The organism is Streptococcus sp. 'caviae' (assembly GCF_001937065.1).
Classification (GTDB): Bacteria; Bacillota; Bacilli; order Lactobacillales; family Streptococcaceae; genus Streptococcus.
On sequence record NZ_MOWR01000002.1, the window covers coordinates 252,622 to 268,110 of the forward strand.

The following is a 15,489-nucleotide window of genomic DNA, read 5'->3' on the forward strand; positions in this document are numbered from 1 at the left end:
ACATGAAAAATGTTGTAGTTGTACACTACCACAGCAATAAAGGACGTTATTTTGATTTCAGCATGTGGCAATGGCTGGAAGGGCAGATGGGAAAGGATGCTTCCTTTTCTCGCTTTGACAGTTTTGGAATTGTCGGCAGTCTTACCTATGAATCAGAGTCATTTCAAAATCATGTTTATTTGATTGTCAAAAATACAGATTGGTCTGTCAGGACACCTGATTTTAAGATTAACTGTCAGCCCGGTCTGCCTAAAATGGAGGTGTGGATTGTTGAAGGTGATAACACCCTTTACTATTCCAGACAGGCTGCTGTGACCAGCCATGCTTACCGTCAGCGCCAGCCGCATGCCTTTGATATGGCTGTTAACAGCAAGCGTTTCGACCAAGAATGGGGCTTTCAGGGCTGGCTGGGTTTTTCCTACCAAAAAGATGCGACGGAATTTCGCCTCTGGGCGCCGACAGCTAAGAGGGTTGAGCTGATTCTTTACAGTTCAACCACTGAAAACGCCAGTGTCAGTCAGGTCATCAGCATGAATCGGGGAGACAGCAGAACACCTGCCGACCACAGGACCAATACGCAGGGAGTCTGGTTCTTAAAAGTGGAAGGGGATCTGAACTTTAATGCTTACCGTTATCGTGTTTATTACAGGAAGCGGACGTTCAGGGATACCAGAGACCCTTATTCGATTGCAGCGACAGCAGACGGCAGACGTTCTGTCGTTGTCGCAGCCAGCGATTTGCAGCCTGAGGGCTTTGCGGTTAAGCAGGGCAGGGATGCCGTCTGGCGGCTCAGCAATCCCAATAAAGCAGTAATCACAGAGATGCATATCAGAGATTTTTCCAAGTCTCAAACATCAGGCGTTCGGCCGGAAAACCGCGGAAAATTTCTGGGAGCCTTTGAAAAGGGCACTAAAAATCAGTACGGCGACTCAACTGCCTTTGACTACCTTAAAAATTTAGGCATTAATTATGTTCAGCTGCAGCCGGTCTTTGACCATCATCAAACCTTTGAGGCAGATGGCTCCTATGCCTATAACTGGGGCTATGATCCCGAAAATTACAATGTCCCTGAGGCCAGCTTTGCCAGCAATCCTCAAGCGCCGACTACTAGAATTCTTGAGCTCAAACAGCTGATTCAGGCTTATCATGATGCAGGAATCGGTGTTATCATGGATGTTGTCTACAATCACACTTATTCGAATTCAGATTCGGCCTTTCAGCTGGCAGTGCCGGACTATTACTATCGCATGAACCGTGACGGCTCCTTTCAAAACGGCTCTGGCTGCGGCAATGAAACAGCCAGCGAAAAGGAAATGTTCCGCAAATATATGATTGACTCTGTCCTTTATTGGATAAAAGCCTATAATATTGACGGCTTTCGTTTTGATTTGATGGGGCTCCATGATGTTGAAACCATGAACGCTATCAGGCAGGCTGTTGATGAGATTGATCCGAATATTCTGCTTTACGGCGAAGGTTGGGACATGGGGGTTGGGCTCATGCCCGAAGATAAGGCTAAAAAAGACAATGCCCATCAGATGCCTCGCATCGGTTTCTTTAATGATGATGTCAGAAATGCTATTAAAGGTGCTGAGATTTACGGGGATTTCAAACGCGGCTTTGTTTCTGGAGAAGCAACCGAATACGAACTGGCCAAGGGAATGCTGGGAAGCGATGAGCTAGCACCTTATCTGGCACCCAATCAGGTACTTAACTATGTTGAAGCACATGATAACTACAATCTGAATGACCTTCTTTTAGAGTTGCACCCTGAAGATGACAAGGCCAGTCACATTAAGCGGGTGGAACTGGCTACCAGTCTGGGCATTCTCATGCAGGGTATGGTCTTTATGCAGTTGGGACAGGAATTCCTGCGGACTAAGCTCTTTGCGACAGGTTCTGACGGGGAGCTGACCGCTGCGGATAAGGAACGGGCCATGAACAGTTATAATGCACCCGATGCTGTCAATCAGATTAACTGGGATCATGTCACTCTCTATCGATCGACTGTTGATTTTGTAAAAAATTTGATTTATTTGAAAACGCAGGAAACCGCCTTTTCATATCAGAGCTTTGAGGACATTCGCAAACACGTTTATGTAGCGTCGGCTGAATATGGCTCGGGACTGGTCACTGTCAATGTCAGCGGTGCTGGTAAAGTTTTCCAATTAGACTTTAATGCAAATGAGAAAAAGACTGAAATTAATATGACATAGAATGAAAAGTATGCTATAATATGAGTAAAGATATAGATAGCGCTTTCATATTGAATCATTGATTTGAAAATTTGATAGCTGTGGTCCTTGAATTAAAAAATAATCCAAGTTTTTGCTTGGGTTGTTTTTGTTTTATTAAGGCATAATTATTATATTTTTAACGAATTAACTAGAGGAGGTGGTTGAATGGACGAAAAAGAGGCATTGAGAACATTCGGAACGGGTGAAAATTTCCATGCGCAGCATTATTTTGGTTTTCATGAAACCGAAAGAGATGGTGTTAAGGGATATGTCTTTAGAGTCTGGGCGCCCAATGCTGAAGATCTTCATTTGATCGGTGATTTTACAGGGTGGTTTGACAATCCTCTGCAGATGCAAAAAAATGAAGCCGGTGTTTGGGAGGTCTTTACTGATTTGCCTAAGGAGGGGCACATTTATAAATATCTTGTGACGCGTCAGGGCGGACAGATTGTCGAAAAGATTGATCCCTTTGCTATTTATCTGGAAGAGCGTCCGGGGACAGGCTCCGTGATCAGAACCATTCCTGAAAAGAAATGGAAAGACGGATTGTGGCTAGGCCGCCGCAAACGCTTAGGATTCTTTAAGCGTCCGGTTAATATTTACGAAGTTCATGCTGGCTCATGGAAGCACAATGAGGATGGCAGTCCTTACACCTTTGACCAATTAAAAGATGAGCTGGTTCCTTATCTGGTTAAGATGAACTATACGCATGTTGAATTCATGCCGCTTATGGCTCATCCTCTGGGCATGAGCTGGGGCTATCAGCTCATGGGATTCTTTGCTTTTGAACACACTTATGGAACACCGGAGCAATTTCAAGACTTTGTTGAAGCCTGCCACTTAAACAACATTGGTGTTATTGTTGACTGGGTTCCGGGGCATTTCACTATCAATGATGATGCCTTGGCTTACTTTGACGGCACACCGACCTTTGAATATCAGGATCATGACAGGGCCCACAACTACCGTTGGGGAGCTTTGAACTTTGACCTCGGGAAGAATCAGGTGCAGTCTTTCCTTATTTCCAGTGCTAAATTTTGGATAGATTTTTATCATATTGACGGTATTCGGGTTGATGCTGTCAGCAATATGCTCTATCTGGATTATGATGAAGGGCCTTGGCAGCCTAACAAAGAAGGCGGGAACCGCAATCTGGAAGGTTACTACTTCCTGCAGCGCTTAAATACAGTGCTTAAGCTGGCTCATCCGGATGTCATGATGATTGCTGAAGAATCAACGGCCATGACCAAGATTACAGGCCGCCGCGAGGAAGGCGGTTTGGGATTTGACTATAAATGGAATATGGGCTGGATGAATGACATCCTTAAATTCTATGAAGAAGATCCGATTTACCGCAAGTATGATTTCAATTTGGTAACCTTTAGTTTCATGTATCTCTTTTCTGAAAACTTTATTCTCCCCTTCTCGCACGACGAGGTTGTTCATGGGAAAAAGAGTCTGATGCATAAGATGTGGGGAGACCGCTACAATCAGTTTGCAGGGCTGCGCAATCTCTACACCTATCAAATGTGCCATCCCGGCAAGAAGCTGCTCTTTATGGGCAGCGAATACGGCCAGTTTTTAGAATGGAAATACGACCATGAATTGGAATGGGGCAATTTAGAGGAAGAAGACGGGCTGAATTTGAAAATGCAGGCCTTTACAAGCAAGCTCAATCAATTTTACAAGGATCACAAAGTTCTCTGGCAGGTCGATACCAGCTATGATGGTTTGGAAATAATTGATGCGGATAATGTTGATCAAAGTGTCCTGTCTTTCATCCGTAAAAACGAGAAAGGAGATTTACTGGTTTGCGTCTTTAATATGGCTCCTGTGGAACGCAAAGATTTCACCATAGGTGTGCCGGTTGCCGGTATTTATGAGGAAATCTGGAACACAGAACTTGAAGAATTTGGCGGCGTCTGGAAAGAGCATAATGAAACGGTCAAAACGCAAAAGGATTTGTGGAAGGACTATGAAAATACGCTCAGTTTCACTCTGCCGGCTTTGGGAGCAAGTATCTGGAAAATTAAACGTCGTTTAAGAAAATAAAAACATTTGGGAAGGAAATTCACATGAAGAATGAAATGTTAGCTTTGATCCTCGCAGGAGGACAAGGGACACGTCTGGGCAAATTGACACAAAGTATTGCAAAGCCTGCTGTTCAATTTGGGGGACGTTACCGTATTATTGATTTTGCACTGTCAAACTGTGCTAATTCAGGAATTAATAATGTTGGTGTGATTACCCAGTACCAGCCACTGGCTCTTAATAATCATATTGGAAATGGATCAAGCTGGGGTCTTGACGGCATTGACTCTGGAACGACAGTTCTTCAGCCGTATTCCGCAACAGAAGGAAATCGTTGGTTCCAAGGAACCAGCCATGCCATCTATCAAAATATTGATTATATTGACAGCATTAATCCTGAGTATGTATTGATTTTGTCAGGAGACCATATCTATAAGATGGACTATGATGATATGCTTCAGACGCATAAAGACAACATGGCCAGCCTGACTGTAGCTGTTATTGATGTTCCCCTCAAGGAAGCCAGCCGTTTTGGTATCATGAATACCGATTCAAATGACCGTATCGTTGAGTTTGAAGAAAAACCAAAAGAACCAAAATCAACCAAGGCTTCAATGGGAATTTACATCTTTAATTGGGACCGTCTGCGGACCATGCTTGTAGACGCTGAAAAAAATAATATTGACATGTCTGACTTTGGTCAAAACGTTATTCCGGCCTACCTTGAATCAGGCGAACGTGTTTATACCTACAACTTCAAGGGTTACTGGAAAGATGTGGGAACAATCGAATCGCTCTGGGAAGCCAATATGGAATATATTGGAGAAGACAATGAGCTCCACAGCCGCGACCGTTCTTGGAAAATTTATTCCAGAAACTTAATCGCACCGCCTAACTTCATTACTGATGAAGCAGACGTTAAGGATTCCCTTGTTGTGGATGGCTGCTTTGTATCCGGCAAGGTTGAACATTCCATTTTGTCAACCAATGTTCAGGTGAGAGAAGGCGCTGAAATTAAGGATTCCTTCATTATGAGCGGTGCTGTTATCGGTGAAGGCGCTAAGATTACCCGTGCCATTATCGGTGAAGGTGCTAAAATTGGTGAAGGTGTTGAAGTTGACGGAACAGATGAAGTTCAAGTTATTGGTTACAATGAAGTAGTGGGGGTTCCAAATGAAGATTGATAAATATTCTGCAATTTTAGGCAGCGCTATTGGCTTTCCTGAAATGGAAGGACTGACAGATACGCGTCCCTTGGCAAACCTGCCATTTGACGGCAAATACCGCTTGATTGACTTTCAGTTATCGAATTTAGCTAATGCAGGGATTCGCAGTATTTATGGTATTTTCCGTGGACAAAACATTCGTTCCATTTTTGACCATATCAGAAGCGGCCGCGAATGGGGCTTAAATACTCTTTTGAGTCACTATTTCCTAGGATTCTACAATACCAGAGAAGACAGTATCTACGCAGACAAGGATTACTATGATCAAATTTTGACTTATCTCAAACGCTCAGGGTCAGATCAGACCATCTACATGTCCTGCGACATCCTGTGTAACATTGATCTCCAGCAGGTCATTCACCTGCACAATGCCAATAAGCGCAATATCACAGTTGTTTACAAGAAATTGCCTGTTGATATTATTTCTAAGGCCAATGATATTTTGGAAATTGATGAAACAGATACCGTTACCGGCCGTCACGATAGCCATGTCGGCAATGAATTTGAAAAAATGTCTGCAGGTATTTACATTGTTAATACCCCTTGGCTGATTGAGCAGATGGAGAAAGAAAATCAAAAAGAAAATCCTCATAATCTTCGCTTCCTGCTTCGTGATCTGACGGTTTCTGAAAGAGCTCTGGCCTTTGAATACACTGGCTATCTGGCTAATATTTCATCAGTTAAGTCTTATTACGATGCCAATATGGATATGCTGGATTCCCAAAAATTCTATTCTCTCCTCTATTCTAACCAAAAGGTCTATACCAAGGTTAAAAATGAAGAAGCAACCTATTTTGCATCTAACTCAACCGTGAAAAATGCTCAGTTTGCTTCAGGCAGTATTGTAAAAGGTACGGTAGAGCATTCCATTATTTCACGGACTTGCTATATTGCGGATAATTCCAGAGTTGTAAGCAGTATTGTTTTTCCTAAGGTTACTATCGGTGAAGGAGCTGTGGTTGAAAATGCGATTTTGGATAAGAATGTCAAGATTGCACCGGGAGTAACGATTCGCGGAACAGCAGATAACCCGATTGTTATAGCAAAAGCAAGTGAAATTGTTGAGGATATGGTTTGATGAAAATTTTATTTGTAGCAGCAGAAGGAGCTCCTTTTGCGAAGACTGGCGGATTAGGCGATGTCATCGGGGCATTGCCTAAATCCCTTGTTAAAAACGGAAACGACGTCAGTGTCATTCTTCCTTATTATGATGCTGTTGATGCTAAGTTTGGTAGTGAGATAAAGGATCTGTTTTATTTCTTTACCAATGTGGGCTGGCGCCGCGAGTATGTGGGCATCAAACACATTTTTAAGGATGGAGTTAATTTTTATTTTGTTGACAACAAGCATTATTTCTACCGCGGTCAGGTTTACGGAGAATTTGATGACGGGGAACGTTTTGCTTACTTCCAATTGGCCGCCTTAGAAGCCATGGAAAAGATTGATTTTATTCCTGATGTTCTTCATGTGCATGATTATCACACCGGCATGATTCCTTATCTGCTCAAGGAAAAGTACCATTGGATCAATGCTTATCGGGGAATTAAGACTGTTTTCACCATTCACAATATTGAATTTCAAGGTCAGTTTAATCCGTCTATGCTGGGAGAACTTTTCGGTGTCGGTGATGAGCGCTACCGCGATGGGACGCTGCGCTGGAATGACTGTTTGAATTGGATGAAAGCAGGCGTTCTCTATGCTGACCGTGTCACAACAGTGTCGCCAAGCTATGCCAAAGAAATTATGACGCCCGAATTTGGTAAGGGGCTTGATCAGATTATGCGGATGGAATCAGGCAAACTGAGCGGTGTCGTCAATGGTATTGACACTGATTTGCTCAATCCGGAAACAGATCCGTATTTAACAGCTCATTTTTCCAAAGACGACCTGTCAGGAAAGGCTGCAAACAAGGCAGCCCTGCAGGAACGTGTCGGACTGCCGGTACGTGATGATGTGCCTTTGATTGGCATTGTCTCTCGTTTGACAGACCAAAAAGGTTTCAATCTGGTTGTTGATGAGCTCAATACGATTATGCAGCTGGACTTGCAGATTGTCTTACTGGGAACAGGCTATGCTGATTTTGAAAATGCCTTTTCATGGTTTAGCTACGCTTATCCGGAAAAAATTTCTGCTAACATCACATTCGATTTAGAATTGGCCCAACAGATTTATGCTGCCAGCGATCTTTTCCTGATGCCCAGCGCCTTTGAACCGTGCGGTCTGTCGCAGATGATGGCTATGCGCTACGGTACGCTGCCTGTGGTGCATGAAGTGGGCGGCCTTCGCGATACTGTTATTCCTTATAATGAATTTGAAAAAACGGGTACTGGTTTTGGTTTCCAAGACTTTTCAGGCTATTGGCTGACCAAAACACTTGAGACTGCGCTGGATGTTTATTATAATAAGAAGGAAGACTGGAAAATTTTGCAGCAAAATGCGATGAGCATGGATTTCTCTTGGGATACAGCCAGTCAGGCTTATGAAGATCTCTACAAGGAAATAGCAAAATAAAAAGATAGCAATTGTCCTGCAGCAGCAGGCTTTTGCCTCTTAGGATTCAGTGTTTTCAGCCAGTATAGACTGACAGCTCTTAAAGATTTTTTCAGTCAGCAGCAAGTTGCTGCCTGCTCTGACTTTAAAACAGCAGTCAGTCTGTCGGCTGAGAGCACAAATTCTAGCAGTTATTGCAGTCTCTTATGAAAGGAAAAAAATGCAACTCACAAAAGAAAAATTTATCCGTGATTTCAAAGATACGCTTCATGAAGAACAGCTGATTAAGGTACCTGATGCCACCCCGACAGAACTTTTTAGTTCGCTGGCAAAGGTTATTCGCAAATATTACACACCGCTTTGGCTGGAAAGAAACCGCAAAATTTCAGAGAATCATCAAAAGGTAGCTTATTATTTCTCCATTGAATTTCTTCCCGGCCGGATGCTTGAAACCAATCTGCTGAATCTGGGCATTCTTGATACCGTTAAAGAAGGTTTTGCCGACTTGGGCATTGATTTTAATGATGTTAAAAATGCTGAGCATGATATGGCTCTGGGTAACGGAGGTTTGGGACGCTTAGCGGCAGCTTTCATGGATTCGCTGGCAACAACCGGTTATCCTGGCTTTGGTAATGGACTTCGTTATAAATACGGTTTATTCAAACAGCGTATTGTCAATGGCTATCAAACAGAGCTGCCTGATTCTTGGTTTGGATCGGTCGGCAATGTCTGGGAAACCCGTAAAGACCATGATGCCGTTGAAGTGAAGCTCTTTGGCAATGTAAATCTGCAGGCCAATGAAGACGGGCGCATTGTTCCTGCCTATGATGGTGCTCAGGTTCTCCGCGCCGTACCTTACGATGTTCCGCAGATTGGTTTTGGCAATGACAATATCAACAATCTCCGTCTTTGGGACGTTGAAATCCCCGAAGAATATGAGCTTAATTACCCGACATTGAAAGACCGCCGGCGGGTGAAAAATATCACAGCTATTCTTTATCCGGATGATTCTAATTATGAAGGAAAAGAGCTGCGTTTAATTCAAGAGTACTTCATGACAAGTGCCGGCTTGCAAACCATTATCAAATCTTATCTGAAACAGGGACGGCCCTTGGAGAAGATTCATGAGAAAATCTCTGTCCACATCAACGATACCCATCCAGCGGTTGCACCGGCTGAGTTTATGCGTCTCTTAGTTGATGATTACGGTTTAGAGTGGGATCAGGCCTGGGAAACGACGGTACAGACCATGAGTTATACCAATCACACCATTCTTTCAGAAGCCTTGGAAAAATGGGATGCCGGACTTTTCAAAAATGTCCTGCCGCGCGTTTACCAGATTATTCTCGAAATTGACAATCGATTTGTTGCCAGTCTGGCACAAAAAGGCATTGATCCGCATATTATTGAAAACACCCGGATTGTAAAAGACAATCAGATTCATATGGCTAATCTTGCTATTATCGGCGGCCATTCTGTAAACGGCGTGGCAAAACTCCATACAGAGCTGCTTAAAGAAGATACTCTGCATGATTTTTACACGCTCTATCCGGGTAAATTTAATAATAAGACCAATGGCATTGTCCAACGCCGGTGGACACAGATTGCAGCACCGGAATTATCGGCAGCAATTGACCAAACCATCGGCAAGGGCTGGCGTACAGACATTCACGAGCTCAGAAAGCTGAATGACTTTGCTGATGATAAAGAAGTTCTCAACACCTTCTACCGCGTTAAACAGGATTCCAAGGTGAAGCTGGCTGCCTATATCAAAGAAACGACCGGTATTGAAGTATCGACCGATGCCATCTTTGATGTTCAGGTCAAACGGCTCCACGCCTACAAGCGTCAGCTGCTCAATGTTTTGCATATTGTCAAACTTTACTGGGATTTAAAGGATAATCCTAATCTTGATCTTGTTCCCCGTGTCTTTATCTTTGGTGCCAAGGCAGCACCGGGTTACCATTTCGCCAAATCTGTCATTAAAGTTATTAACGAATTGGCTAATCTTATTAACAACGATGAAAGCCTTCAAGGTAAACTTAAAGTTGTCTTTCTTGAAAACTATAATGTCAGTTTAGCAGAGCTGATTATCCCGGCTGCCAATGTTTCTGAACAGATTTCATTGGCTTCCAAGGAAGCATCGGGAACATCCAACATGAAGTTCATGATGACAGGTGCTATTACCTTAGCAACGCTTGATGGTGCTAATATTGAAATTAAGGATGAAGTCGGTGATGATAACATTGTCATATTCGGAATGAACAAGGATGATGTGTACAGTCACTATCGCAATCATGATTATTATTCGCGCGGTGTTTATGAGTCTAACCCGGTCATTAAGCGCGTGGTTGATACCTTTATCAATGGAACAATTCTAAACTGTCAAAGCGAAGGCGCAGAAATTTACGAAGCTCTCATTACGCATAATGATGAGTACTTCCTGCTTGAGGATTTCACTTCTTATGTGGAAGCGCAGGAAAAAATTGATGCTCTCTACCGTGACCGTGAAGGTTGGGCTCGCATGAGTCTGCGCAACATTGCTAATTCTGATAAATTTACCTCTGATGATACCATCACAGAGTATGCTAAAGATATTTGGCAATTAGAAAAATAAGCCTTCCCAAAGAGGGCGGGACAGTAAATTCTAAGTTTTTGACGGAATTTGCTCCCGTTCTCTTTTTTGCTGCCAATTTAATCCGGCAAAATCAGCAGCTGTGCTCATTTTCAGTTTAAAAATGCCGGGTCGTAAATCCCCATTTGGCTTCTTTTTTGTGACTGAAAAAGGATGTTCGGAAAGGCTTAAATTTAAAGGTCAGGAAAGCGCAAACAATTTGTGGTTTTCGTTGACAAACACTGAAAATAGGAATAAACTAAACAAGTAAAAAAATTTAAAAGGAGAATTCAAAATGAATTTAGGTATTATGGCTCTTGGCTTGGCCTGTTTTGGTGCTAGTTTGGCAGAAGGTTACTTGGTCGCTAACTTGTTTAAAGCAGCCGCTCGTCAGCCTGAAATTATCGGTCAGTTAAGAACGCTTATGATTCTGGGTGTTGCCTTTATTGAAGGTACTTTCTTCGTTACCCTTGGTATGACACTTATTCTTAGATAAAGGGTTTGTGTCCTGCCTATTTAGAAAAGGGGGGAGTTAGTTGGAATCAAACACACCAACAATTAGCATTGGACCGGTAACATTTGATTTGACCTTACTTGCCATGTCTCTTTTGACAGTTGCTGCTGTCTTTGGATTTGTCTTTTGGGCTAGCCGTCATATGACACTAAAGCCTAAGGGCAAACAAAATGTCTTAGAATATCTCTATGATTTTGTAACAGGAATTGCTAAGGAAAATTTAGGTGAAGAAAACGGGAAGCGCTATTCGCTTTTCCTGTTTACTTTGTTCACTTTTATCGCTTTTGCTAATAATCTGGGATTAATGAGCAGGGTTGAAACAAATGAGTATAATCTCTGGACATCACCTACTGCTAATATGATGTATGACTTTGCTCTGGCCATTTTTGTGACCATCATTGTCCATGCTGAAGGTATCAGACGCCGCGGTATAAAAAACTATTTAAAAGCTTTTGTTACCCCTATCGGCCTGACACCGATGAACTTATTAGAAGAAGTCACGAACTTAGCTTCTCTTGCTTTGCGTCTCTATGGGAATATTTATGCGGGAGAAGTGGTCACAGGTCTTATTTTAAAAATGGTTGATGTTAGTGTTTTTGTCTCTCCTGTTGCCCTTGCTCTTAATCTGGTCTGGACGGCTTTTTCTGTCTTTATCTCATGTTTGCAAGGTTATGTTTTCACCCTGTTGACGTCTATATATTTGAGTAAAAAGGTTAATGGAGAGTAAGAAAGGAGAATAAATGTCGGTATCAGTTGGTCAATTTATCGGAAATTTTATTATTGCTACAGGGTCTTTTGTTCTGCTGTTTGTTCTTCTTAAAAAATTTGCCTGGTCTCAAATTACTGCTATTTTTCAGGCTCGGGAAGAAAAGATTTCAAAAGACATCGACGATGCCCAAAACGCGCGTCAGAATGCCCAGACTTTGGAAAACAAGCGTCAGGCTGAGCTCAATCAGGCTAAGGATGAAGCTGTTCAAATTATTGAAAATGCCAAAGAAACGGGCAAAGCTCAGGAGGCTAAGATTGTCACAGAAGCCCATGAAGAAGTCGGTCGTCTCAAGGACAAGGCTAATCAGGACATTGCTACCAGCAAGGCAGAAGCACTGTCAAGTGTCAGAGCAGATGTCGCTGATCTCAGTGTTCTTTTAGCTGAAAAAATCATGGCAAAAAATCTTGATAAAACGGCTCAGAGCGACCTGATTGACAGTTACTTAGACAAGCTGGGAGATGCCTAATGGATAAGAAAACGCAGGCTTTAACAGAAACCTATGCAAAAAGTCTCGTAGATGTGGCGGTTGAAAAAAATGCAACAGCAGCTGTCTATGATGATGTTAAATCTATTTTAAGTGTCCTTGATGATAACAAAGTGCAGAATTTCCTAGCCAGCACGGCTGTCAGCCTGTCTGAGAAGGCTCGTTTGGTCAGGTTATTTCAAGAGTCTGGTTCAGATTACATGAACAATTTTCTTGAGATAATTCTGCACAATGAGCGCCAGAGCTTGCTTAAGCCGATTATGGAAGAGGTTTTAAAAGAGCTCAGCATCAAAACGCAGACTTTTGACATTGAGGTGACAGCGGCCGTTGCTTTGTCAGACAGCCAAAAAGAACGGCTGGCTGCATTGGCTGAAAAGAAATTCGACTTGACCAAGCGAGAATTCATCGAACATATCGATGAAGAGCTCATTGGCGGCTTTGTCCTCAAGGCGAATAACAAGGTAATTGACACTAGTATTCGCAGCCAATTACAAGAATTAAAAATGAATTTGAAATAGAAAGTGGTGTGATTTTTGGCAATTAACGCACAAGAAATTAGCGCTTTAATTAAAAAGCAAATTGAAAACTTCCAGCCAAATTTTGATGTCACAGAGACTGGTGTTGTTACCTATGTCGGTGATGGTATTGCCCGCGCACGCGGCTTGGACAATGCCATGAGCGGGGAACTCCTTGAATTTGGCAATGGAACTTTTGGGATGGCGCAAAACTTGGAATCCAATGATGTGGGTATCATTATTCTGGGAGATTTTGACAGTATTCGCGAAGGTGATACGGTTAAACGTACCGGCAAAATCATGGAAGTGCCGGTTGGAGAAGCTCTTATCGGCCGTGTTGTCAATCCGCTCGGTCAGCCGGTTGATGGGCTGGGAGAAATAGCCACGGAGAACACCCGTCCTGTTGAAACACCGGCTCCCGGTGTTATGCAGCGCCAGTCCGTTTCAGAGCCCTTGCAAACGGGAATCAAGGCTATTGATGCTTTGGTGCCGATCGGCCGGGGTCAGCGTGAATTGATTATCGGTGACCGTCAGACGGGTAAAACCTCGATTGCTATTGATACCATCATCAATCAAAAAGGGCAGGATATGATTTGTATCTATGTTGCCATCGGTCAAAAAGAGTCCACTGTCCGCAGTCAGGTAGAGACTCTCCGTAAATACGGGGCTTTGGATTATACGATTGTTGTTACAGCCTCCGCTTCACAGCCATCGCCTTTGCTCTACATTGCGCCTTATGCAGGTGTTGCCATGGCGGAAGAATTTATGTACAAGGGCAAACACGCCTTGATTGTTTATGATGACTTATCCAAACAGGCGGTAGCCTATCGTGAACTCTCGCTGCTTCTTCGCCGTCCGCCGGGACGGGAAGCCTATCCGGGGGATGTTTTCTATCTCCACAGCCGCCTCTTGGAACGCTCTGCCAAGCTTTCAGACGAGTTAGGCGGCGGTTCTGTTACAGCCCTGCCCTTTATTGAAACACAGGCAGGAGACATCTCGGCTTATATTGCGACGAATGTGATTTCGATTACTGACGGTCAGATCTTCCTTCAGGAAAATCTCTTTAATTCAGGCATTCGGCCGGCTATTGATGCGGGATCTTCAGTGTCACGTGTCGGCGGCTCTGCCCAAATTAAAGCTATGAAAAAAGTAGCCGGAACTCTGCGTCTGGACCTTGCTTCTTACCGTGAACTCGAAGCCTTTACGCAGTTCGGCTCTGATTTGGATTCGGCGACACAGGCCAAGCTCAACCGCGGCCGCCGTACGGTAGAAGTGCTTAAACAAGGCCTTCATAAACCTTTGGCGGTTGAAAAGCAAGTGCTTATCCTTTATGCGCTTACGCATGGTTTCTTGGACAGTGTTCCTGTCAATGACATTTTGACCTTCCAGGATGATATGTTTGATTATTTTGATTCACATTACAATGACATCTTTGAAACAATTCGGACGACAAAAGACCTTCCGGAAGAATCAGTTTTGGACAAGGCTATTCAAAGCTTTAAAGATCAGTCACAATTTAGTTAATACAGGAGGGATCTAATATGGCAGGCTCTCTTAGTGAAATTAAAGTGAGAATTACGTCAACGCAAAAGACCGGGAAGATTACCAGCGCCATGAAAATGGTCTCTTCTGCCAAATTGGTGAAGTCTGAACAGGCCGCTAAGAATTTTCAAGTTTATGCTTCTAAAATTCGTCAGATTACAACAGACCTGCTGCATTCGGACCTCACCAAGGGATCGACGAATCCTATGCTGATATCGCGGCCGATTAAAAAGACAGCCTATATCGTCATCACTTCTGATAAGGGCTTGGTTGGAGCTTACAATTCAACCATCCTCAAGGCTGTTATGGATACTATCAAGGATTACCATCCGGATGGCAGCGATTATACCATTATTTCTATCGGCGGCATGGGTTCTGATTTTTTCAAGGCCCGCAATATTCCTGTTGCCTTTGAATTGCGCGGCTTGGAAGACAATCCGAGTTTTGAAGAAGTTAACCGGATTATTTCAAAATCGGTTGAAATGTACAAAAATGAAATCTTTGATGAACTCTATGTTTGTTACACCCATCATATCAACAGTCTGACCAGTCAGGTGCGTGTGGAAAAGATGCTTCCTATTTCGGATTTGGATGCAGACGAAGCGAGCGAAGGCAATGTTACTGGCTTCGAATTGGAACCCAACCGGGAAGCGATTTTAGAACAGCTTTTGCCTCAGTATGCTGAAAGCCTGATTTACGGGGCTATTATTGATGCGAAAACAGCAGAGCATGCGGCAGGCATGACAGCCATGCAGACAGCGACAGACAATGCTGATAAGGTCATTAAAGATTTAACCAAATTATACAATCGTGTGCGTCAGGCCGCGATTACACAAGAAATTACAGAGATTGTCGCGGGAGCCAACGCCCTGGATTAATCTCTCTCTAAAATTGAACACGGCTACGACACTGTGCAAAAAGAGAAAGACTTCCTAGATGCCTAGGCATCTTCGTCAGCTTTCCTATTTTGCTTTGTGTCGCTTACGCCTTAGTATCTTAGTAATTGAACACGGGCTAAAATCCTAGTAAAAAAGATAAACTTCCTTGTGTCTTAGTAACACGGGCGT

The 15,489-nt window shown here is 43.2% G+C and carries 12 protein-coding genes; all 12 read left to right on the top strand.

Annotation, left to right across the window (positions count from 1 at the left end; translation table 11 throughout):
* Window positions 1–2 precede the first annotated feature (2 nt).
* The 12 genes from pulA to BMI76_RS03310 all read left to right on the top strand — a co-directional run bounded on the left by pulA (window position 3) and on the right by BMI76_RS03310 (window position 15,300).
* Window positions 3–2,216, top strand: a complete 2,214-nt coding sequence (pulA, locus tag BMI76_RS03255; RefSeq protein ID WP_075346172.1) for a type I pullulanase — start codon at window positions 3–5, stop codon at window positions 2,214–2,216.
* Between the two features lie 186 nt (window positions 2,217–2,402).
* On the top strand, window positions 2,403–4,289 hold the full coding sequence (gene glgB / locus BMI76_RS03260) for a 1,4-alpha-glucan branching protein GlgB (protein WP_075346173.1): 1,887 nt from the start codon (window positions 2,403–2,405) through the stop codon (window positions 4,287–4,289).
* A gap of 23 nt (window positions 4,290–4,312) precedes the next feature.
* Window positions 4,313–5,452 (top strand): glucose-1-phosphate adenylyltransferase, encoded by a 1,140-nt coding sequence (locus tag BMI76_RS03265; protein WP_075346174.1) that lies wholly within the window; start codon window positions 4,313–4,315, stop codon window positions 5,450–5,452.
* Window positions 5,442–6,572 (top strand): glucose-1-phosphate adenylyltransferase subunit GlgD, encoded by a 1,131-nt coding sequence (glgD, locus tag BMI76_RS03270; protein WP_075346175.1) that lies wholly within the window; start codon window positions 5,442–5,444, stop codon window positions 6,570–6,572. Before BMI76_RS03265 ends, glgD begins: the two co-directional genes overlap by 11 nt.
* On the top strand, window positions 6,572–8,005 hold the full coding sequence (glgA, locus tag BMI76_RS03275) for a glycogen synthase GlgA (protein WP_075346176.1): 1,434 nt from the start codon (window positions 6,572–6,574) through the stop codon (window positions 8,003–8,005). Before glgD ends, glgA begins: the two co-directional genes overlap by 1 nt.
* Window positions 8,006–8,204: 199 nt before the next feature.
* Window positions 8,205–10,601, top strand: coding sequence for a glycogen/starch/alpha-glucan phosphorylase (locus BMI76_RS03280; RefSeq protein WP_075346177.1), 2,397 nt, complete (start codon window positions 8,205–8,207; stop codon window positions 10,599–10,601).
* A 292-nt stretch (window positions 10,602–10,893) separates the two neighbouring features.
* Window positions 10,894–11,094 carry a F0F1 ATP synthase subunit C gene (locus tag BMI76_RS03285; RefSeq protein ID WP_027975677.1) on the top strand — a complete coding sequence of 67 codons (201 nt, stop codon included), beginning with the start codon at window positions 10,894–10,896 and terminating at the stop codon, window positions 11,092–11,094.
* A 40-nt stretch (window positions 11,095–11,134) separates the two neighbouring features.
* Window positions 11,135–11,839, top strand: coding sequence for a F0F1 ATP synthase subunit A (gene atpB / locus BMI76_RS03290; protein ID WP_075346178.1), 705 nt, complete (start codon window positions 11,135–11,137; stop codon window positions 11,837–11,839).
* A gap of 13 nt (window positions 11,840–11,852) precedes the next feature.
* Window positions 11,853–12,347 carry a F0F1 ATP synthase subunit B gene (gene atpF / locus BMI76_RS03295; protein ID WP_075346179.1) on the top strand — a complete coding sequence of 165 codons (495 nt, stop codon included), beginning with the start codon at window positions 11,853–11,855 and terminating at the stop codon, window positions 12,345–12,347.
* Window positions 12,347–12,883, top strand: coding sequence for a F0F1 ATP synthase subunit delta (locus BMI76_RS03300; protein WP_075346180.1), 537 nt, complete (start codon window positions 12,347–12,349; stop codon window positions 12,881–12,883). The genes atpF and BMI76_RS03300 overlap by 1 nt, the downstream gene beginning before the upstream one ends.
* Before the next feature lie 15 nt (window positions 12,884–12,898).
* Complete coding sequence (gene atpA, locus BMI76_RS03305) at window positions 12,899–14,404, top strand: F0F1 ATP synthase subunit alpha (protein ID WP_075346181.1); 1,506 nt, start codon at window positions 12,899–12,901, stop codon at window positions 14,402–14,404.
* 17 nt (window positions 14,405–14,421) lie between these two features.
* On the top strand, window positions 14,422–15,300 hold the full coding sequence (locus BMI76_RS03310; protein ID WP_075346182.1) for a F0F1 ATP synthase subunit gamma: 879 nt from the start codon (window positions 14,422–14,424) through the stop codon (window positions 15,298–15,300).
* Window positions 15,301–15,489: the final 189 nt, after the last annotated feature.